Here is a 19355-nt window from a genome sequence, read left to right as displayed (position 1 = left end):
GACTTCCTAGCGACCGTGCTTCTTGCCGGTGCGCCGGCGTCGGACGATGAGCTTGTTACTGGCCTTGTTCGGCTGCCGGGTGCGGCCCTCGGGCTTACCCCACGGGCTGACCGGGTGGCGACCACCGGAGGTCTTACCCTCGCCACCACCGTGCGGGTGGTCCACCGGGTTCATCACGACACCCCGGACGGTCGGACGCTTGCCCTTCCAGCGCATGCGACCGGCCTTGCCCCAGTTGATGTTCGCCTGCTCGGCGTTGCCCACCTCGCCGACGGTGGCGCGGCAGCGCACGTCGACACGGCGAATCTCACCACTGGGCATACGCAGCGACGCGTAGGTGCCCTCTTTACCGAGCAACTGAATGCTCGACCCGGCAGAACGCGCCAGCTTGGCGCCACCGCCCGGACGCAGCTCCACGGCGTGGACCAACGTACCGGCCGGGATGTTGCGCAGCGGCAGGTTGTTACCGGGCTTGATGTCGGCATTAGCACCCGACTCCACCACATCGCCCTGTCGAAGTCCTTGCGGTGCAACGATGTAGCGCTTCTCGCCATCCAGAAAGTGAAGCAGCGCGATATTCGCGGTGCGGTTGGGGTCGTACTCGATCTGCGCGACCTTGGCGTTGACGCCGTCTTTGTCGTTGCGCCGGAAGTCGATCACCCGGTAGGCGCGCTTGTGTCCACCACCCTTGTGGCGAGTGGTGATGCGCCCGTGTGCGTTGCGTCCGCCGTGACCGTGCAGCGGGCGCACCAACGACTTTTCCGGCTCCGTCCGAGTGATCTCGGCGAAGTCGGACACGCTTGAGCCGCGACGACCCGGGGTCGTCGGCTTGTATTTGCGAATTGCCATGTCTTATCAGGTCTTTCTCTCGCGCGCGGCTAGGCCGGTGCTCCGAACAGGTCAATCGGCTTGCTGCCCGCGGCCAGGGTGACAATCGCGCGCTTGGTGCTCTTGCGCTTGCCAAATCCCGTCCGGGTGCGCTTGCGCTTGCCCTGCCGGTTCGCGGTGTTCACCGATGCGACCTTGACGGAGAAGATCTTCTCGATAGCGATCTTGATCTGCGTCTTGTTCGAATCGGGGTGGACCACGAAGGTGTACACGTTGTCGTCGAGCAGTGCGTACGACTTCTCCGAGATAACCGGAGCCAGGATGATGTCGCGTGGGTCAGTGACGGTCGCCATCAGGCCGAAACCTCCACATCATTGTTGTCTGCGGTTCCCGTCGCTGCCGCGATATAGGCGTTGAGCGCCTCGACGCTGAACACCACGTCGTCGGAGCGCAGCACGTCATAGGTGTTGAGTTGACCCGGCGACAGGATGTGCACACCGGGCAGGTTGCGCACGCTCTTGGCGCCGGCCTCGTCGGTGTGGCCGATGACGACCAGCACCTGCTTGCGATCGGTCAGCGTGTTCAGAAATGCCTTGGCGCTCTTGGTAGACGGAGTCTGACCCGACACCAGCTCGGTGATCGCGTGGATGCGGCCGTTGCGTGCCCGGTCGGAGAGCGCCCCTCGCAGTGCCGCCGCGATCATCTTCTTCGGCGTGCGCTGGCTGTAGTCGCGCGGCTTGGGGCCGTGCACGACACCACCGCCGGTGAACTGCGGGGCGCGGGTCGAACCCTGCCGCGCGCGTCCGGTGCCCTTCTGCCGGTAAGGCTTACGGCCACCACCACTGACCTCGCCGCGCGTCTTGGTCGAGTGCGTGCCCTGGCGGGCCGCCGCCCGCTGCGCGGTGACCACCTGGTGCATCAACGCGATATTGGCCGGTGCGTCGAACAGCTCGGCGGGCAGCTCGATAGAGCCGTCGACCTTTCCGTCCGGCGTCTTGACGTCAATCTTTACCGCTGCCATTACTTCTCACCTCGTTTGATCGCGGTGCGAACCACAACGAGTCCGCCGGTACGGCCGGGAACCGCACCCTTGATCAACAGCACGCCATTCTCGGCATCGACCTTGTGCACCACCAGGTTCTGCACGGTCACCCGGTCGCTACCCATCCGGCCCGCCATCCGCGTGCCCTTGAAGACGCGCGCGGGAGTGGCACAGCCGCCGATGGAACCCGGACGGCGGTGCACCGCCTGGGCACCGTGGCTGGCGCCCTGGCCGCGGAAGCCGTGGCGCTTCATGGTGCCGGCGAAACCCTTGCCCTTGGAGGTACCGGTCACGTCGACATAGGCGCCGTCGGCGAAGATCTCGGCCGTCAGCTCCTGACCGACCTCGTATTCGGCCGCCGCCTCGGGGTTGTCCAGACGCAGCTCGGCCAGGTGCCGGCGCGGGTTCACGCCCGCGGCGGTGTACTGGCCCGTGACGGGCTTGGTGACTTTGCGTGGGCTGATCTCGCCGTAGGCCAACTGCACGGCGCTATAGCCGTCGAGTTCCGGGGTGCGGATGCGTGTCACCACGTTGGGCCCCGCCTTGACCACCGTCACCGGCACGACCCGGTTGTTCTCGTCGAACACCTGCGTCATGCCCAGCTTGGTACCCAGAATGCCTTTTCTTGCCATGAGTTCGCCGATCCCCTACTGGATGTTGACGTCGACACTGGCCGGAAGATCGATGCGCATCAGCGCGTCAACGGTCTTCGGCGTCGGATCAAGAATGTCGATCAACCGCTTGTGGGTGCGCATCTCGAAGTGCTCCCGCGAGTCCTTGTACTTATGCGGGGAGCGGATGACGCAATACACGTTTTTCTCGGTCGGCAGCGGCACCGGCCCTACGACGCTGGCACCCGTACGGACGACGGTCTCGACGATCTTGCGCGCCGAGGCGTCAATAGCCTCATGGTCGTAGGCCTTAAGCCTGATGCGGATCTTCTGTCCCGCCACGCTTCTCCTACCCTCACTCCTCTTGAGACCCGTATTCGGGCCTGGTGCCCCCGGCGCGCTTCGACTCGGCCGTCTGAAGGCCGATCGAGCGTCGCGCCGGTTAATGCGCCGCTGTTTACCTGTCGTGGTCCACCGGCCCCCGCGGTCGGGTGTGTCACCCGCACGCAGCCTCATCCGCGGCCAAAATTCGTCGCCAACAAGGATGGGACCGGACGCGCCCGTTTGGGCGCTGGTCGTATGCCCGGCCAAGCGCGAACCCGGCTCAAGGCAACCCGAACAGTATGCCCTAGATCATGGCTACGGCCAAATCCCGGCTCAAATCGCGCGACCAGGTCAGATAGGCGTTTTCGAATAGGTGGAAGGACAGCGGTCCTTCGCCGGCGGTCACCCCGCACTTACCGTCGGATGAGGGAGCAAATCCGGTGCGAGGGGGGCAATGAGCACACCGATTGCGGATGCGGCGGCCAACGTGCTCGCCGACCCCATCGCCTACACCGACGAGCCCCGATTACATGCGGCGCTGAGCCACTTACGCAGCCACGCGCCGGTGTCCCTGGTCGACTGCGCGCCCTACCTACCGTTCTGGGCGATCACCAAGCACGCCGACGTCATGCACATCGAGCGGTCCAACGAGCTGTTCCTCAATGAACCCAGGGCGGTGCTTCTCCCCGCGGAGACCGACGCTCTTACCCGCGCCCGGATGGACGCCGGGGTGGGGCTGCGCACGCTGGTCCACATGGACGGCGCCGAACACCGGGCGTTGCGCGCCATTGGTGCGGACTGGTTTCGGCCCAAGGCGATGCGAGCGCTGAAGGCTCGCGTCGACGAGCTGGCCAAGATGTATGTCGACATGATGATGGTCGCGGGCAACGAATGCGACTTCGTCCAAGAAATCGCCGCGGACTACCCGCTGTATGTGATCCTGTCGCTGCTCGGCCTGCCCGAATCGGACTTTCCGCGCCTACTCACCCTGACCCGGGAGCTCTTCGGCAGCAGCGACGCCGAACGTCGCCGGGGCACCACACCCGTGCAGCAGCTCGAGGTGGTGCTGGATTTGTTCGACTATTTCACCGCACTTACCGCGTCGCGGCGCGAACAGCCCACCGACGACCTAGCCTCGGCGATCGCCAACGCCACGGTCGACGGCAAGCCACTGTCCGACGTCGACGCCGCGTCCTACTACGTCATCGTCGCCACTGCCGGCCATGACACCACCAGCTCGACGATCGCCGGCGGTCTGCGGGCGCTGATCGAAAACCCGGATCAGCGCAAGCGATTGACCGACGACCTGAGACTGATGCCGAGCGCCGCCGAAGAAATGATCCGCTGGGTCACGCCGGTCAAGGAATTCATGCGCACCGCGGTCGAGGACACCACGATTCGCGGCGTGCCGATCGCCAAGGGCGAATCGGTCTACTTGTCATACGTATCGGCCAACCGTGACGAGGAGGTATTCGACGATCCGTTCCGCTTCGACGTCGGCCGGGATCCGAACAAGCACTTGGCATTCGGCTACGGCGTGCACTTCTGCCTGGGCGCGGCCCTGGCCCGCATGGAGCTGAACGCCCTTTTCGCCGAACTGCTGCCACGGCTGAAATCCATTGAACTGGCCGGAGAACCGGAACTGATCGCCACCACGTTCGTCGGCGGGCTCAAGCACCTGCCGATTCGATATTCGCTGCGTTAACCCTGCCCTGGGCACGCTGCACGTGCAGGAAACCGTCGACCGCCGCGAGCGCACACTCCCGATAGTCGAAATCCGGCAACGTCGACAGCCGCCCCAGCACCAGCGGGCCGATCAGCAGGGCGATGGCCCGGGATCGGTCCACCTCCCCCAGTTCCGCCGCCTCCGGACTATCGAATAAAGCGTCGAACGGCGCCGCGTACTGCTGGGCGATGCGTTCGCGAAGCGTGGTGATCGCCGGGCTGTCGGAGCTGGCGTGGTGAGGTTCTGGCAAACCCTCCAAGTCGCGCCCCAACGCCAACCAGGACATGGCCGTCATGACCGCGGGCGCTTGGGCCACCGATTCGGCTTGGGCGAGCACCAGGGCGACCAGCCGATCCCGCAGCGAGCCCTCGTCGGGTGGCGTCGGGGAAGGCGGTATCAGGCTGTTGAATGCCGCGGCCAGCAAATCATTTCCACTCGGAAAGTGGCGATACAGGGTCGCTCTCGCTACGTTGGCGGTGCGGGTGACCGCTTCCACCGTCACCGCACTGGGACCTCCGGAGCGCAGCAGCGCCGCGGCGGCTTCCAGCAAACGAGCCCGCGACCGTGCCGGCCGGGGGTCCGTACTTCCCTCGGTGATTGTGACTCACCTCCCTGTTTAGAAACAAGACTATCGGTCTATCTACGAGACCATTGGTCTCGGAACTTCGCACGCCCCCGAAGGGAGGCGCATCTCATGGTCGACGTCCTGCTCCAGCCTGACCAGCGTACTGATGCGGTGAGCATTGGCGGTAGCCCTCGTGCGCGAGCCTGGACACTCGCGGTCGCGTGCATGGGGGTCGCCCTGGTCGTCGCATCGATGACGGCACTGAACACCGCTTTGGGTGACCTCGCGGTGGCGACCTCCGCAACACAGTCGCAGCTGAACTGGGTCGTCGACGGTTACACCGTGGCTCTCGCCTGTCTACTGCTGCCCGCCGGAGCGATCGGTGATCGCTACGGCAGGCGCGGTGCGCTACTGACCGGTTTGGTGGTGTTCGCGCTCGGCTCGGTGGCGCCGGCGATCTTGCACAGTCCCCCGCAGATCATCGCGGGGCGGGCGGTGGCCGGTGTCGGCGCGGCCTTCGTCATGCCCGCGACGCTGTCGCTGCTGACGGTGGCCTACCCGAAAGACGATCGGATGAAAGCCGTCGGCATCTGGGCCGGTACGGCCGGATCCGGCGGGGTCTTCGGCCTGATCGGTTCCGGCCTGCTGCTTCGCTTTTGGGATTGGCACGCGATTTTCTGGTCACTGGGCATCGCCGGGCTGGTGATCTTCGCCCTGGCGTGCACCGTCTCACCGTCACGCGACAACTCCGCTCCCCGCATCGATTCGCTGGGTGCGGTGCTGATCGGAGCCGCCGTCGCGATTGCGGTGGCCGCCATCCTGGAAGCCCCTGATCGGGGCTGGGATGACCCGCTGGTGTGGGGCGGCATTGTCGCGGGGGCGATCATCGCGGCGCTGTTCGGCGTCGTCGAATTCAGGCGGCAGCACCCCCTTCTCGACGTACGACTATTCGCCGACCCCAATTTCGCCACTGGAGTGGCAGCGATCGTGGTCCTATTCGGCGCGACGTTCGGGTTCTTCTACATCGGCATGCAGTACGTGCAGCAGATCATGGGCTATTCGCCGTTGACAACGGCAATCGCGTTTGGCCCCTTCATGATTCCGTTGGGCATCTTCTCGGCGCTGTCCTTTTGGTATGTGCCGAAGCTCGGGCTGCGGCTGGTGCTGTTCATCGGCACCCTGCTGATGGCGGTTGGCTTCGCGTGCATGTACGGACTGGACCTGCAGTCAAGTTACGCACAATTCGCCTGGCCGACGTTGATTCTGGCCACCGGTATCGGAATCTGCACGGCACCAACGACTTCGGCGATCATGGGTGCGGTTCCCGACGAAAAGCAGGGCGTGGCGTCCGCGGTGAACGACACCTCACGAGAGATGGGCGGGGCGTTGGGCATCGCCGTGGCCGGTTCGATCCTGGCCGGACGCTATTCCCACGAGCTGGCGCCACAGTTGGCGAGCTTCCCCCCGGCAGTGCGCGGCCCGGCTACCGACTCCCTCGCCAAGGCCGTCGAGGTGGCCGGCCAGCTCGGGCCGCAAGGAGCCAAACTCGCCGAGCTGAGCAAGACTGCATTCCTGGTGTCCATGCACGCGTCCACGATCGTGATGGCCGTGATCGTCGCCGTGATTTCGGTCCTGATCGGGTTGTGGGCTCCCGGACGGGATGGCAAACAGCTACGCCCGGTACGCCGGCTCCTGTCCCGAACCGCGATTCAGCCACGAAGCTAACCGGATCGGCGCGGCAGCTCAGCGGACGAATTCCGCCGCGCGGTGCCCGAGCATCACAATGGTCGCGTGCGGTCCCCGGCTGGTGATGCTGGGCAGGACAGAGCCGTCGATCACCCAGAGGTTTTCCATCCCACGCACCCGGCAGCGCGGGTCGACGACCGCGTGCGGGTCTCCGTCATCGCCCATCGGGGCGCTGGCACACAGGTGCTGCGATGTCGCCCACGCTGGTGGCCCGACATATGTTGCCGCACTGGCAAGTTCACGCACCAACTCACTGCCGCGGCGCAGCGCTGCGACATCCTCGGGCTCGCTGTCGTAACGATGTTCGATCCGTGGGGGCACCGCCGAATCCGCCGACACCAACGAGATGCGCCCGCGTGCCCGCGGCTGCATCAGCGCGACGCCGAGATGCGGCCAGTCGGGATGACCCGCCGTGCCGTCCCCGGTCATCGCGACGAAGCCACCCGTGTACGGTCTGATCTCGATGTCGTCGGCGGTGTTGAGCACCACTTCCAGCACGGGCCGGCCGGTGGCCACCGTCCAGTCGGTGGGCAGCACCCATTCGGGGTGATCGCTGCAGAACATCCCCACCGGAAGCGGTGCCACCACCGGTACGCCCAGCGCCCGCAACATCAGCTCATCGCCGATGCCGGATAACATCAGCAGATGCGCCGATTGAATAGCACCGGCGCACAAGACGATTCGGTCTGCCGTGAGTGTCAGCGGGCCCTGCGGGGCCACCGCGTCCACTCCCACCGCGACGGTACCGGCGAACCGCAGTTGCACGGCCCGAGTCTGCGACAGCAATGTCAGGTTAGGTCGCTTTAGCGCCGGAAGCAGATACCCGGCGCCCGACCCGATCCGCACCCCGTCGACGATGTTGAGCGGGACGGCGCCGACCCCCGGCACCAGCTCGGGCCCGCAATCATTGAGGTCGGTAATCCAGGAAAACCCCACGCCCCGCGCGGCGGCGATGAAACGTTCAGTGGTGCCGGTCATTTCGTGCGTCCGGCGAACAAGAATCGGGCCGCTATCGCCGTGAGCGGGACCTGCGAAATCCAGATCGGTCTCGATGGCCCGGAAATGGTCGATCACATCTGTCCATGCCCAACCCGGTATCGCCGCCTGATCGAAGTCGCGTGGCAATCCGCGACAGAAATATCCACCATTGATCGCCCCCGAGCCCCCGACCGTCGCCCCCCGCACGATCGGCAGCTCGCGAACGGGCTGATCGGTGATTCGGGCCTGATAGCGTTGCACCAGCGGACTGCCGGCCCCGATCGGCAGCTGCAGCCCATTACTGGTTCGAGCCAGCAACCCCGGATCGGCGAGCGCGGGCCCGGCCTCGAGGACGGTCACCGTGCAGCCGGGTTCGGCGGAAAGACGTTCGGCAACAACCGATCCAGCACTTCCGGCGCCGACGATCAGCACATCGCTGTGCGTGGTGGTCAAGGCGGCGGCTAGCTCCGGATCTGCGGTTTGAGCGCGCGCAGGTTGCGTTCGCGCACCACGCCCCACCACAGCCCGAGGCCATAGGCCAGGTCGTCAACGCGCTTGAGCAACAGATAAGTCAGCAGCCCGATCGGCTCGGCCTCGTCGCCGGTGGCGTCCCGGCGGCGAAGCCAGTCGACCACTCCGTCCATTACGGCCGCGACCACGATGACCCGTCGGCAGTGGCGCGACGCGATCGCCGCGAGCAACGCCACCGGCCAGTAGTGCCGGCAGATGGCCGAGGCCAGCTGCAGCGCCGCCGACCACAGACCACGCGCCGCGATCACCACGACATCGGCAAACGAGGTCTCCGCGCTGCGCATGGCTTTGGCGATGCGCCGGCCGGTCAGGATCGCGATCACGATCGAGGCCAGCCGGGACACGCTTGTCCCGAGCGCCACCAGGATCCACGCCATCAGCGTCCACCCCGAGATCACCACCGGAGCGGTCTTGTCGGGATGGCGCACCGACAGGGGAGCCGCGGAACCACCGTAGAATGCCTTGCGCGCGAGCCAATCCCGCAGTTGTGTGCGGTGATCGTGCGCGACCAGAGCAATCGGCTCGTAGCGCAACCGGGCGCCCGCCTCGATCAGCCGCCAGCACAGATCGACATCTTCACCGGACTGCATGGTCTCGTCGAAGCCGCCGACCTCGCGCAGGGCCGAGCGCCGGCAGATGATTGCCGCGCTCGGGACGTAGGACACCGTGCTGTGGGGCAACACCGGCGCCTCACGCTGCCCGAGGTCCAGTGAGGAGTGCACCGCCTCATACCGCGCCACCACGTTCTCGCTGTGGGCCAGGCCCACGATGCGCGGCGCCACCAGCGCGACGGTGGGGTCGCAGAAATGACCGAGGAGAGCCTCGAGCCACCCACGGCGCGGTGCGACGTCGGAGTCCATGAACGCGACGAAGTCGGTGGTGCACGCCGCCAGTCCGGTGTTGCGCGCAGCCGCCGGACCCTTGCTGCGCGGGTGGTGCAACACCTCGATGTCACAGTGCATGCCGGCGAAGTCTTCCGCCTCGATCGGCGACAGCGAAGCGTCGTCCACCACGATCACGCGCAGGCCGCGCAGCGAGTTCAATAGGCGTCGTACGCCAGAAATGTTGTCCCGCACCGGGATTACGATGGTGACGTCACGGTGCGACGGGCCGCCGGCGGGTCGCGGATGTGCGACGGTAGCGTCCAGCAGGGTACGGGCCAGCTGGGCACTGACGTCGTCGCGAACCTTCAGCCGGCCATCCGAGAGCATGTCCTGGGCGGCGGGAGCCAGCTTGAGCAGTCGGGTCGGTGAGCCGCCGAGCAGGGCCGAGCCGTCGCCGAGCACCCGCACGCGGCGATCGACCTGGACGGCGAATCCGTCCGGCAATCGGGGCGCCGTCATATGCGCCGCTCTCCCCCGCGAACGGGTGGTATCCGGACCGCATCGCTATCGCTCTGCATCGTCGTCGGCGCACTCATGTCAGCATCCCGTCGAGGCCCGGCGACCAACGCACGATGCGGCGCACACAGCCGTCGACCATTTCGGAGAAGATGCGCTTGCCCTCGGCCGCGGTCGCGGTGGTCGGGTCCCCCAATACGCCGGCCGCGCTTACCGCCGCGACTCCCCCGGTGCGCATCGCCGGAAGCAACTCGGGCAGCGGCGCCCGATTCCCGGCGAGCCACCGGTCAGTCAACACATCGGACGGCGAGATATGCAGCAACACCGATGTTTCGGTATGACCGGCATGGGCGTCGCCGCCGGCGGTGGCGCAGGGACACCAGGCGATGTCGCGGCCTTCGCTGCGAAGTGTGGTCGCGGCGCGGCGCAACGCCTCGGTGTTGCCGCCGTGGCCGTTGACGAACACCAGGCGCTGGGCCCAGCAGCAGGCCGACCTGCCGTACTCGACCAGCAGCGACGTCAGGGCTTCGGTGCCGATGGAGATCGTTCCGGCGAAACTCTGATGCTCACCGCTGGCGCCGTAGGCGATGGCCGGCGCCACCAGCCAGGCCTGCTCGAGACTTGCCCTGGCCCCCTTCGCGACGGCCGTCGCGATCCTGGTGTCGGTGTCCAACGGAAGGTGCGGACCGTGTTGCTCCGTCGACCCCAGCGGGATCATCACCGACGGCGAGGTGCCTAATAGCTGGCTCGACGCCGCAGCTCCTAATTCGCCGAGTACGGGCACTCGGTGATGGTAGGCCGAATTCACCTGGCGTGCACCAATTGTTGAGCGGTCAAAGTTAATTTTTTTCTGGGCTGTTCATCGAAGGGCCGAAACTCGGCTCGTCCGTCACGGTTGCCACGCGCGTACCACAATTTTCGCACACGTCGATTTTCGCTGGCAATCCCACATCCGCGCGATTTCGCCGGTGATACTGGGCAAAGCCGCCCGACTTGCCCGGAATTCAGTCGGGCGCCGACGAGATCGGCTAAGGCCGCCCGACCCCAGGCACGCCGAGTGCCCGGGTGAAGCCGTCCGGGACCAGAATGTCGTCCGGGCCCACGTCGTGGATCGAGGCATGCCCAAGCGCCATCAGCGCCGAGTCGATACCCCCGCGCAGGACGTCGAGCACGTTCTCGACGCCGGCTTGACCGTTCGCGGCGAGGCCCCACAAGTACGCACGGCCGATCATCACCGCCCGCGCCCCCAACGCGACGGCTTTCACTACGTCGCTACCGCGCCGGATGCCGCCGTCCAGCAACACCTCGACCTGTTCGCCCACCGCTGCCACCACCGGGGACAGCGCGCGGATCGACGCCGGCGTCCCGTCTAGGTTGTTGCCGCCGTGGTTCGACACCGAAATCGCCGAAACACCAGTATCCACAGCTCTTTTCGCATCATCGACGCGCATGATGCCCTTGAGCATGAACGGCCCGCCCCACAGCTCACGCAGCCACGCGATGTCTTCCCAGGTCGGCGGAGGTGTGCCCATCCACTCTCCGTAGGCAGCGAAGAAGGGCGGGCCCAGTTCGCCGCGGCGGGCCTGGTTGGGCACCCGTAGGTCCGGTGGCCGCAGGGTCTTGCCGTACTTCCATAGCCAGCGTGGCTTGAAGGCCGCCTCGGGAGACAACCGCAGGATGGTCCGCAGGTTCATCGCTTCGGGAATCTTGGGGCTGCCCCAGTCGCGCCCGTGTGAGAAAGACCAGTCGGTGGTGACGATCAAACCGACCGCGCCGGCCTGACGCGCTCGCTCCACCCGCTCGGCGATCGCGTCGCGGCCGCCCAGCCAGTACACCTGGAAGAACAGCTTGGAGTTTGCGGCGATCACTTCCTCGATCGGCTTGCTGGCGAACGAGGACAGACCCATCGCCGTTCCCCGTGCCGCAGCAGCCCGCGCGACGGCGACCTCACCATCCGGGTCGACCGCCTGAACACCGGTCGGCGAAATCAGTACCGGCATGGAAATATCTTGTCCCATAACGGTTGTCGACAAGTCGCGCTTTTCCTGGGCACCTACGACATGGGGCGCGAACCCGAGCTCTCCAAAAGCTTCGACGTTGTCGGCGACCGTAATTCCCTTTTCGCTGGCTGCAACCAGGGCTGAATAAACGGATTTCGGCAAGCGGCGCTTCGCGCGCTGCTGAGCGATGGCAACGGTTTCAAACCACTCGTCGGCCATCGCTACACCGGGCTTTCGTTACACAGCCGTGCCGGTGGTTGCTGCGGCGGCCGCACGGACAGCGTCAGCGGCACCGGCTGGCGAACTCGCTGCCCGCGCGAGTGGTCGGCACGTGGGCGCGGGGTCTCCCGGTCGCGTGCCAGCGCCGACGTGCTGTGCCCCTGAACGCACTCGGGATCCGGCCCGTCCATCGGCAGGCCGGTAAAGAATTTAGCCGCCATGCAACCGCCGCGGCAGCTGTCGTAATGCCCGCAACTGCCGCAGGCGCCCGCCGACTGCGGCTCGCGCAGCTCGCGGAACAGCGGGGCGTTTTTCCAAACGTTGTCAAAGCCATTATCAGACAACACATTTCCAGCCAGAAACCGGTCGTGGATGGCAAAGGGGCAAGCGTACACGTCGCCCACCGGGTCGATCAGGCACACCACCCGACCGGCTCCACACATGTTCAGGCCGGCCAACGCGCCGGACTGCCCGAGTGGGGCCAGATGGAAGAACGAGTCGCCGGTGAGCACTCCGTCCCCCTTGGCCACCAGCCAGTCATACAGCTGAACCTGCTGGGCCGCGGTGGGGTGCAGATCTTCCCAGACATCGGCACCACGCCCCGAGGGCCGTAGCCGGGTGATCCGCAGCGTCGCGCCGTAACGGCTTGCCAGGGCGGCGAATTCGTCGAGCTGATCGACGTTGTGCCGGGTGACCACCACGGAGATCTTGGCGTCGGAGAATCCGGCCGCGGCCAGGTTTTCCAGCGCGCGCACCGCCATGGCGAACGACCCGGGCCCGCGCACGGCGTCGTTGACCTCGGCGGTCGCACCGTCCAGCGAGATCTGGACATCCACGTAGTCGCTGGCCGCCAGTCGGGCGGCGACCTCCGGCGTGATGCGGACGCCGTTGGTCGAGAACTTCACCCCGACGTGGTGCTCGGTGGCGTAGTCGACCAACTCCCAAAAGTCCGGGCGCACAGTGGGTTCCCCGCCACCGATGTTGACGTAGAACACCTGCATGCGTTCCAGCTCGTCGATGATGTCCATGCACTGCCGGGTGGACAGTTCGCGTGGGTCGCGCTTACCCGACGAGGAAAGACAGTGCACGCAGGCCAGGTTGCAGGCGTACGTGAGCTCCCACGTCAGGCAGATGGGCGCGTCCAACCCGTGCTCGAATTGCTCGATGAGCCGCGGTACGGCTGCTGTTGTCATTGATGGTCCTCCTGGGGCACCAGCATGCGGGAATCGACCAGTACCCCCAACGCGTGCAGGTAAGGCCCCTGCTCGGAGTCGTCGACCCCCGCAGCACGCAAGGCCGACCGGACGTCGGGATGGTCGGACAGCGACCGCACCACCGCGAGGATGGTGCGGTTCTTCAGAAAAGACAGCTTGCGGGTGCCGAAGTGATAGAGCAGTGCGCCAAAAGGTTCGGGTCGAACCGCGACCTGCGGGTGCAATCGCCAACCGCGATCGGGGTCGAACCGGCCTTCCGCCTGTCCAGCCCTCGCGGGCGCGGACACGGTCAGTAGACCCCGCACATTCCGTCGATGGACACCTCTTCAACCAGAGTCTCGGTGACGAGTTCGGCGTCGGTTTCGATCTCGCGGTCCATGTGAATTACCTCTCCTACGGTCTCGACAACGAAGGTCGATCTTGTCACAATCGTCGTCAGAATATGGCATCGAGTGCCTAAATGGAAGGGCGGGTCTGATGCATCCGCAGTCGCGGTTGGGCCGACGCCGCTCGACGACACCAGACCACATCACCGACGTCGCGATCGAGCTGTTCACCGCGCGGGGATTCAGCGAGGTGAGTGTCGACGATGTGGCGCAGGCCGCCGGGATCTCGCGGCGCACATTGTTCCGCTATTACGCCTCCAAGAACGCCATCCTGTGGGGCGAGTTCGACAGCCACCTCGCGCATCTGCGGGAACTGCTCGACACGGTCGGCCCGCAAGTTCCGTTGGGCGAGGCAATGCGGGCAGCGCTGTTGGCGTTCAACACCTTTGACGACTCCGAGACAGCCCAGCACCGGCAGCGGATGCGCGTCATCCTGCAGACCGCAGAACTGCAGGCATATTCGATGACGATGTACGCGGGCTGGCGTGAGGTGATCGCGGAATTCGTCGCCCGGCGGTCCGGCGCCAAGACAACCGATCTGCTACCCCAGACCGTCTCGTGGACGCTGCTCGGAGTCGCGCTCTCGGCCTACGAGCATTGGTTGCGCGACGAATCCGTCCCGTTGCCGGTGGCGCTCGGCAACGCCTTCGACGTCGTCGGTGCCGGGCTGGAACGGCTGAAATCATGACCGCCGACACCGAGCATCTGCTGCACACCCTGCGCTCGCAGGGGCGGTTCTGCGGCGCGTCGGGCTCCACGATGTACGACGAGTTGTTCGAGTTGGTGGCCTGCGACGTCGAAGCCGGCGGCATCTTCGCGGCGATCTTGGCCGGCCATGAAGACGTCCCGGCGCGGGAGGCGGTGCCGCTGCGGCTGCTGGGTGGTTTACACCGATTGGTGCTCGACGGCCGTGCTGCGGCATTGCGCCGCTGGTATCCCAGCACCGGCGGCTCCTGGGATGCCGGCGCCGCGTGGCCCGAGATCAAGCTCGTCGCGGCCGGTCACGCCGAGTCGTTGCGCGCGTCGCTGAGCCGGCCACCGCAGACCAACGAAGTGGGTCGATCTGCCGCGCTGATCGGCGCGTTGTTGCGCATCAACCACGAAATCGATTTGCCAATACGACTTTTCGAGATCGGATCGAGCGCCGGGTTGAACCTGCGGGCCGACCACTACCGCTACCGCTATGACGGCGGGCAGTGGGGACCGACCGACTCGCCGGTGCTCATCGACGACGCGTGGCACGGTCTCTTGCCGCCAACGGCGTCGGTGCGGATCGCCGAACGGCGCGGGTACGACATCGCGCCCTTAGACGTCACGGGCGTCACCGGTACCGACGGGGAGCTGACCGCGCTGAGCTACGTCTGGCCCGACCAGGCCGCCCGCCTGGACCGGCTACGCGGCGCCATCGCGGTCGCCCGGACGGTACCGGCGCAGCTGGTGCGGCGGACCGCAGCCGACGCCGTCGCCGGCCTGACGCTGGCCGACGGCGCCCTCACCGTGCTCTGGCATTCGATCACCTGGCAGTACCTGTCCGAAGACCAACGCACGGCCGTGCGCGCTCGCGTCAACGCATTGGGCGCACGCGCCGAGACCCGGTCGCCGTTCGCGCACCTGACGATGGAGCCGGCGCGCGACGGCCCGGGCGGCCCACTCAAGTTTTTGGTGCGCGCACGTCGGTGGCCCGTCGGCGAACTTGTGATTCTGGGCGAATGCCATCCACACGGCCCACCCGTGAACTGGCAATAGACAATCCGCGAGAATTTTTTGCCCACAACCCGTCGGAGTTCGCGCGGCCGCGGCGACGATAAGGGTGTGAGCGCCGAAACGGGTCACCAATCCGACGCTCGACGGGCGCTTTTGGCGCTCTACGACGAGGCGTTGCCGGTGGTCTACGGGTACTTCATCCGACGCTGCGGCGACCGTGGCGCGGCGGAGGACCTGACGTCGGAGACGTTCCTCGCGGCGATGGACGCCGCGCGGAGAGTCGATCCGCCGCCGATCTCGATTCCGTGGTTGCTCGGCGTGGCACGTCACAAGCTGGCCGATCACTATCGACGCGGCCAGGACCGGCTCAGTGTGCCGGTGGCCGAGCTGCCAGAACGCGTCGACGCGGCCGACAACTGGGACGCCGAGCTGGATCGCATGCTTGCCGAGGCCGTGCTGGCCAGGCTGGCCGAGCCGCACCGCACGGTGCTGGTGCTGCGCTATATGGACGACTGCAGCGTCGGCGAATGCGCCGAGCTGATCGGGCGCACCGTGCACGCCACCGAAGCGCTACTGGTCCGGGCGCGCCAGGCATTCAAGAAGCAGTATCCGAAGGGAGGCGTGTGATGAACCAGCGCGACCACTCGGATCCATTGAAAGATCCACTCAGCGTGCTGAGCACCGATGACCTTCCGGTTCAACCCGATCCGACTTTTACCGCGCGGCTGCGCGGGAAACTGGAATCCGCACTTTCGCTACCGGAAGGAGTTGTCATGAGCGGCACCACAAGTGCGCTTGCCGACCTGGCCGAATCCGTTGCACCCCTGGCACCGCGGCCGGCGGCAGTGCCCTACCTGAGCGTGGCGGACGCGCGCGCGGCCATCGCCTGGTACGCGGACGCGTTCGGCGCGGTCGTGGTCGGTGAACCAATCGCCATGGACGACGGCAGAGTTGGGCACGCCGAAATAGCGATCGCCGGTGGCATCCTGTATCTGGCCGACGAATACCCGGAATTGGGATTGAAAGCTCCCGTGCAGGAAGCTGTTTCGGTTAGCTTGATGTTGCACGTCGCCGACACCGATGCGGCTCTGCAGCAGGCCCGCGAACGCGGTGCGACGGTCGTGCAAGAGATCTACGAGAATTACGGAGCGCGTAACGCCACGATCATCGACCCATTCGGGCACCGGTGGATGTTGTCGGGGCCGACGGCGCTGCCCAGTGCCGGCATCGCGCACGGCGACATCGCCTACGTCTCCGTCTGGACCCCGGACGCCGACCGCGCCGCCGCCTTCTACGGCCACGTCCTGGGCTGGACCTACGACCCCATCTCGCACCGGGTGACCAACACCGACCTGCCGACCGGAATTTTCACCAGCGATGAACCCGCCACATTGTTCTGCTGCTACGCCGTCGAGGACGTGCAGGCCGCTCGCCTCGCGATAGCCGAGGCGGGTGGCGTGCCGGGCGAGATTCAGCAGACCGAGTTCGGCACCCTGCTCGATGCCACCGATCCGCAAGGCACGGCGTTCGCTGTTCATCAGCCCACCGCCGCCCGAAAGCGCCCGGAACTCAATGGCTCTGGACCCGGCGAGCTGTCCTACGTCACCTATCAGGTGCCGGATTCGGCCGGGTTCCGCGATTTCTATGGCCGGTTGTTGCGGTGGACCTTCGAGCCCGGACGCGTGACCGACGGCTGGCAGGTGGTGGGCACTCATCCGATGGCCGGTGCCGCCGGCGGCAGTGAGCGTCCCACCACCGTGCCGATGTGGACAGTGGCTGACATCGACGTGGCGGTCACGCGGGTTCGCGAAGCCGGCGGCAGCGTGCTTGCCGAGCCGGCCGGTCAGCCCTACGGCGTGACCGCCGAGTGCACCGACGATCAGGGCGCGCGGTTCTACCTAGGAAAGTTCTAGGTCCCGGTGAAGGTCATCGGGTCGTGCAGCACCCGAGTACCGTCGTGCAGCGCCTCGATGGCCTCCATGTGATCGGGTGCCAGCGCGAAATCGAAGACGTCGAGGTTCTCCGCGACGCGCTCGGGCTTCGATGACCGTGAGACGACAACGTTGTTCAGCTGCAGGTTCCACCGAACCAGCACCTGTGCGGGCGAACGACCGTACTCGGCCGCGATCGACGTCACGACGGGTTCGTCGATCAGCCTGCCGACTCCCAGCGGACTGTAAGCCTGAGTGACAACGTCGTGTTCGGCGTGGGTCTGCCGCAGGTCGGCCTGGTTCAGGCGCGGGTGTAACTCGATCTGGTTGACGGCAGGCACCTCGCAGGTTCGGTCGATGACCATCGACAGGTGTTCCTCGGTGAAGTTCGAGACCCCGATCGAGCGCACATGGCCCTGCTCTTTGGACTGGATCATGCCCTCGAAACTCTCGACGAACTTCCCCAGCGTCGGGGCGGGCCAGTGGATCAGATACAGGTCAAGGTAATCCAGCCCCAACCGGTCCAGGCTCGCTTGACAGGCGGCTTGCGCGCTTTCGAAGCCCTGGTTGGACGTACCGAGCTTGGTGGTGACGAACAGCTCGTCGCGACCGAGTCCCGACTTGGCGATCGCACGGCCGACGGCCTCCTCGTTTCCGTAAGCCGCCGCCGTGTCGATCAGTCGGCAGCCGGCCTCCAGTGCGGCGATGACCGAACCCTCCGTCTCCGCGTCGGACAACTTGGCGACGCCCAGCCCGAGGACCGGCATTTTCGCTTCGTCGTTCAGCGTGATCGTCGGGATCGAACTTGGCGTACTGCAAACATCGTCAATCACGGTCATTACACATCACCTACCTGCAACGTTGTCCTGCAATTCCTCAATTGGAACCGGGCCGACAGCAACCGTTGAGTCGGACTTCGTTGTCCACAACTCGCGAATGTTCAACAGGCCGAGCCCATCTGGATTCCACGAGGTCCACCGGCACCGATCGCCAAGAAAGCTAGCCGAACCGGCCAGCCCGCGCCCAATCAACGAGGCACGGCGTGTCGACGGGCAAAAGCATTGATACGTTATGCGTTAGCTTTCGCCAGCGCATACCAAGCCTGTGAGCTTTTTAGGCTATCGCTGTGACATCGGCTACACCCGCGGGCAAATCGGCACCGTCACAACGAAACGAGTGACTCGTGAGGTGGGTCACCACCAAATCCCGTTGCGACATGTGGCGTGTTTCCATGAAAAGCTTTGTGTAGCAGCGCTGTTCGCGATTCATCCGACGACGGACGAAATACCGACGCACCGCCGAACGCGAAGCACAATCCGACACCCCTTATGCTAGGGAAACTCCCAACAGACGCCTAGATCCTGGAAGCGAGGCAAGCCTGTCAGATGAAAACCCATCAGGACTTTCTCAAGATTGCTTGCGACGCAACACAAATCGGTGCGACAATGCTCGGCACATCGAATCCGGCCGCTGTGCATCACAAGGGTGATCGTGATCTGGTGACCGACATCGATCTCGCGATTCAGCGCGAAATCGATGACCACCTGCGCACAGCCACACCCGACATCCCCCTACTCGCCGAAGAATCGGTGGAACAGCCCGACATCGACTCCGCGGAGTGGCTGTGGGTTCTCGACCCGATCGACGGGACGTCCAACTTCGTCCATGGGCTACCGCTGTGCTCGGTATCGCTGGCCTTGCTGCACCGCGGTACCACCGTCGTCGCCGTCACCCATGCCCCGCTGCTCGGCCGCACTTATCACGCCGTCGAAGGCAAGGGTGCGTTCCTCAACGGCGAGCCGATCAACGTCAGCCGCGCCACCAGCCTCGCCGAAGCCATCGTTTCCCTCGGCGACTACGCCGTCGGCCGGGACGCTGCCGCGCTCAACGAGTCCCGGCTCGCACTCACGGCCGAGCTGGTACCCCGCGTCGAGCGCATCCGTATGATCGGCTCCGCAACGCTGGACCTCGCGTTTGTCGCCGAGGGCGCGCTCGACGCCTGCGTCATGATGTCCAACAAGCCCTGGGACACCGCCGCGGGAACGCTGATCGCGCGGGAAGCAGGAGCGCGTCTTGTCGACGCACAGGGCGACCCGCACACCCACCGATCCGCCTCGACGATCGCCACCGCGCCGGGCATCGCCCGCGAACTCGCGACCGTCATCGAAACCGCCTGCGCCCCTGTTGTTCTGCAAGCGGCAACCTGACTC

The 19355-nt window shown here is 65.9% G+C and carries 21 protein-coding genes; 7 read left to right on the top strand and 14 right to left on the bottom strand.

What is annotated here, in order from left to right:
* Window positions 1–6 precede the first annotated feature (6 nt).
* From rplB to rpsJ, 5 genes are read right to left on the bottom strand one after another with little or no spacing between them, the layout of a single operon-like run.
* On the bottom strand, window positions 7–849 hold the full coding sequence (rplB, locus tag OK015_RS06465) for a 50S ribosomal protein L2 (protein WP_268130082.1): 843 nt from the start codon (window positions 847–849) through the stop codon (window positions 7–9).
* A gap of 29 nt (window positions 850–878) precedes the next feature.
* Complete coding sequence (gene rplW / locus OK015_RS06460) at window positions 879–1181, bottom strand: 50S ribosomal protein L23 (protein ID WP_268130080.1); 303 nt, start codon at window positions 1179–1181, stop codon at window positions 879–881.
* Window positions 1181–1849, bottom strand: coding sequence for a 50S ribosomal protein L4 (gene rplD / locus OK015_RS06455; protein WP_268130078.1), 669 nt, complete (start codon window positions 1847–1849; stop codon window positions 1181–1183). The genes rplW and rplD overlap by 1 nt, the downstream gene beginning before the upstream one ends.
* Window positions 1849–2502, bottom strand: coding sequence for a 50S ribosomal protein L3 (rplC, locus tag OK015_RS06450; RefSeq protein ID WP_268130076.1), 654 nt, complete (start codon window positions 2500–2502; stop codon window positions 1849–1851). The genes rplD and rplC overlap by 1 nt, the downstream gene beginning before the upstream one ends.
* A gap of 15 nt (window positions 2503–2517) precedes the next feature.
* On the bottom strand, window positions 2518–2823 hold the full coding sequence (gene rpsJ / locus OK015_RS06445) for a 30S ribosomal protein S10 (protein ID WP_003873519.1): 306 nt from the start codon (window positions 2821–2823) through the stop codon (window positions 2518–2520).
* A 436-nt stretch (window positions 2824–3259) separates the two neighbouring features.
* Here rpsJ and OK015_RS06440 point away from each other — a divergent pair, with 436 nt between their 5' ends.
* On the top strand, window positions 3260–4510 hold the full coding sequence (locus tag OK015_RS06440) for a cytochrome P450 (protein ID WP_268130074.1): 1251 nt from the start codon (window positions 3260–3262) through the stop codon (window positions 4508–4510).
* Here the strand turns inward: OK015_RS06440 and OK015_RS06435 are convergent.
* Window positions 4476–5033 (bottom strand): TetR/AcrR family transcriptional regulator, encoded by a 558-nt coding sequence (locus OK015_RS06435; protein ID WP_268132489.1) that lies wholly within the window; start codon window positions 5031–5033, stop codon window positions 4476–4478. The genes OK015_RS06440 and OK015_RS06435 overlap by 35 nt on opposite strands.
* Window positions 5034–5321: 288 nt before the next feature.
* Here OK015_RS06435 and OK015_RS06430 point away from each other — a divergent pair, with 288 nt between their 5' ends.
* Entirely contained in the window at window positions 5322–6821 is a 1500-nt protein-coding gene (locus OK015_RS06430; RefSeq protein WP_326498521.1) for an MFS transporter, read from the top strand.
* A gap of 18 nt (window positions 6822–6839) precedes the next feature.
* Here the strand turns inward: OK015_RS06430 and mftG are convergent, their stop codons facing one another.
* The 7 genes from mftG to mftA form a co-directional block, all read right to left on the bottom strand.
* Entirely contained in the window at window positions 6840–8273 is a 1434-nt protein-coding gene (mftG, locus tag OK015_RS06425) for a mycofactocin dehydrogenase MftG (protein WP_268130072.1), read from the bottom strand.
* A gap of 8 nt (window positions 8274–8281) precedes the next feature.
* Complete coding sequence (gene mftF, locus OK015_RS06420) at window positions 8282–9694, bottom strand: mycofactocin biosynthesis glycosyltransferase MftF (RefSeq protein WP_268130070.1); 1413 nt, start codon at window positions 9692–9694, stop codon at window positions 8282–8284.
* Between the two features lie 73 nt (window positions 9695–9767).
* Complete coding sequence (gene mftE / locus OK015_RS06415; protein WP_268130068.1) at window positions 9768–10499, bottom strand: mycofactocin biosynthesis peptidyl-dipeptidase MftE; 732 nt, start codon at window positions 10497–10499, stop codon at window positions 9768–9770.
* A gap of 220 nt (window positions 10500–10719) precedes the next feature.
* Complete coding sequence (gene mftD, locus OK015_RS06410) at window positions 10720–11910, bottom strand: pre-mycofactocin synthase MftD (RefSeq protein ID WP_268130067.1); 1191 nt, start codon at window positions 11908–11910, stop codon at window positions 10720–10722.
* Window positions 11911–11912: 2 nt separating this feature from the next.
* Entirely contained in the window at window positions 11913–13103 is a 1191-nt protein-coding gene (gene mftC, locus OK015_RS06405; RefSeq protein ID WP_268130065.1) for a mycofactocin radical SAM maturase, read from the bottom strand.
* A complete protein-coding gene (gene mftB / locus OK015_RS06400) occupies window positions 13100–13429 on the bottom strand; it encodes a mycofactocin biosynthesis chaperone MftB (RefSeq protein ID WP_268130063.1) in 330 nt (109 codons plus the stop codon). Before mftB ends, mftC begins: the two co-directional genes overlap by 4 nt.
* Window positions 13414–13503, bottom strand: a complete 90-nt coding sequence (gene mftA, locus OK015_RS06395; RefSeq protein WP_036466690.1) for a mycofactocin precursor MftA — start codon at window positions 13501–13503, stop codon at window positions 13414–13416. Before mftA ends, mftB begins: the two co-directional genes overlap by 16 nt.
* A 98-nt stretch (window positions 13504–13601) precedes the next feature.
* Here mftA and mftR point away from each other — a divergent pair, with 98 nt between their 5' ends.
* The 4 genes from mftR to OK015_RS06375 all read left to right on the top strand — a co-directional run bounded on the left by mftR (window position 13602) and on the right by OK015_RS06375 (window position 17127).
* Complete coding sequence (gene mftR, locus OK015_RS06390; protein ID WP_268130060.1) at window positions 13602–14198, top strand: mycofactocin system transcriptional regulator; 597 nt, start codon at window positions 13602–13604, stop codon at window positions 14196–14198.
* A complete protein-coding gene (locus OK015_RS06385; RefSeq protein ID WP_268130058.1) occupies window positions 14195–15256 on the top strand; it encodes a DUF2332 domain-containing protein in 1062 nt (353 codons plus the stop codon). The genes mftR and OK015_RS06385 overlap by 4 nt, the downstream gene beginning before the upstream one ends.
* 66 nt (window positions 15257–15322) lie before the next feature.
* The gene (locus OK015_RS06380) at window positions 15323–15841 is read left to right on the top strand and encodes an RNA polymerase sigma factor (protein WP_268130056.1); all 519 of its coding nucleotides are present in this window, start codon (window positions 15323–15325) and stop codon (window positions 15839–15841) included.
* Complete coding sequence (locus OK015_RS06375; protein ID WP_268130055.1) at window positions 15841–17127, top strand: VOC family protein; 1287 nt, start codon at window positions 15841–15843, stop codon at window positions 17125–17127. Before OK015_RS06380 ends, OK015_RS06375 begins: the two co-directional genes overlap by 1 nt.
* On the opposite strand, the gene OK015_RS06370 is transcribed toward OK015_RS06375, so the two are convergent.
* The gene (locus OK015_RS06370) at window positions 17124–17984 is read right to left on the bottom strand and encodes an aldo/keto reductase (protein WP_268130054.1); all 861 of its coding nucleotides are present in this window, start codon (window positions 17982–17984) and stop codon (window positions 17124–17126) included. The genes OK015_RS06375 and OK015_RS06370 overlap by 4 nt on opposite strands.
* A gap of 546 nt (window positions 17985–18530) precedes the next feature.
* Here OK015_RS06370 and OK015_RS06365 point away from each other — a divergent pair.
* A complete protein-coding gene (locus OK015_RS06365; protein WP_326498520.1) occupies window positions 18531–19352 on the top strand; it encodes an inositol monophosphatase family protein in 822 nt (273 codons plus the stop codon).
* Window positions 19353–19355 lie beyond the last annotated feature (3 nt).

Source organism: Mycobacterium sp. Aquia_216 (assembly GCF_026723865.1).
In the GTDB taxonomy this organism is placed as follows: domain Bacteria; phylum Actinomycetota; class Actinomycetes; order Mycobacteriales; family Mycobacteriaceae; genus Mycobacterium.
The sequence above is the reverse complement of the archived record's forward strand: the minus strand, read 5'-3'. Positions and strand labels throughout refer to the sequence as shown.

Coding starts and splice junctions, on each gene's coding strand:
- rplB (WP_268130082.1), bottom strand. CDS start 849: ATGGCAATTCGCAAATACAAGCCGACGACCCCGGGTCGTCGCGGCTCA.
- rplW (WP_268130080.1), bottom strand. CDS start 1,181: ATGGCGACCGTCACTGACCCACGCGACATCATCCTGGCTCCGGTTATC.
- rplD (WP_268130078.1), bottom strand. CDS start 1,849: ATGGCAGCGGTAAAGATTGACGTCAAGACGCCGGACGGAAAGGTCGAC.
- rplC (WP_268130076.1), bottom strand. CDS start 2,502: ATGGCAAGAAAAGGCATTCTGGGTACCAAGCTGGGCATGACGCAGGTG.
- OK015_RS06440 (WP_268130074.1), top strand. CDS start 3,260: ATGAGCACACCGATTGCGGATGCGGCGGCCAACGTGCTCGCCGACCCC.
- OK015_RS06430 (WP_326498521.1), top strand. CDS start 5,322: ATGGGGGTCGCCCTGGTCGTCGCATCGATGACGGCACTGAACACCGCT.
- mftF (WP_268130070.1), bottom strand. CDS start 9,694: ATGACGGCGCCCCGATTGCCGGACGGATTCGCCGTCCAGGTCGATCGC.
- mftD (WP_268130067.1), bottom strand. CDS start 11,910: ATGGCCGACGAGTGGTTTGAAACCGTTGCCATCGCTCAGCAGCGCGCG.
- mftC (WP_268130065.1), bottom strand. CDS start 13,103: ATGACAACAGCAGCCGTACCGCGGCTCATCGAGCAATTCGAGCACGGG.
- mftA (WP_036466690.1), bottom strand. CDS start 13,503: ATGGACCGCGAGATCGAAACCGACGCCGAACTCGTCACCGAGACTCTG.
- mftR (WP_268130060.1), top strand. CDS start 13,602: ATGCATCCGCAGTCGCGGTTGGGCCGACGCCGCTCGACGACACCAGAC.
- OK015_RS06385 (WP_268130058.1), top strand. CDS start 14,195: ATGACCGCCGACACCGAGCATCTGCTGCACACCCTGCGCTCGCAGGGG.
- OK015_RS06375 (WP_268130055.1), top strand. CDS start 15,841: ATGAACCAGCGCGACCACTCGGATCCATTGAAAGATCCACTCAGCGTG.
- OK015_RS06370 (WP_268130054.1), bottom strand. CDS start 17,984: ATGACCGTGATTGACGATGTTTGCAGTACGCCAAGTTCGATCCCGACG.
- OK015_RS06365 (WP_326498520.1), top strand. CDS start 18,531: ATGAAAACCCATCAGGACTTTCTCAAGATTGCTTGCGACGCAACACAA.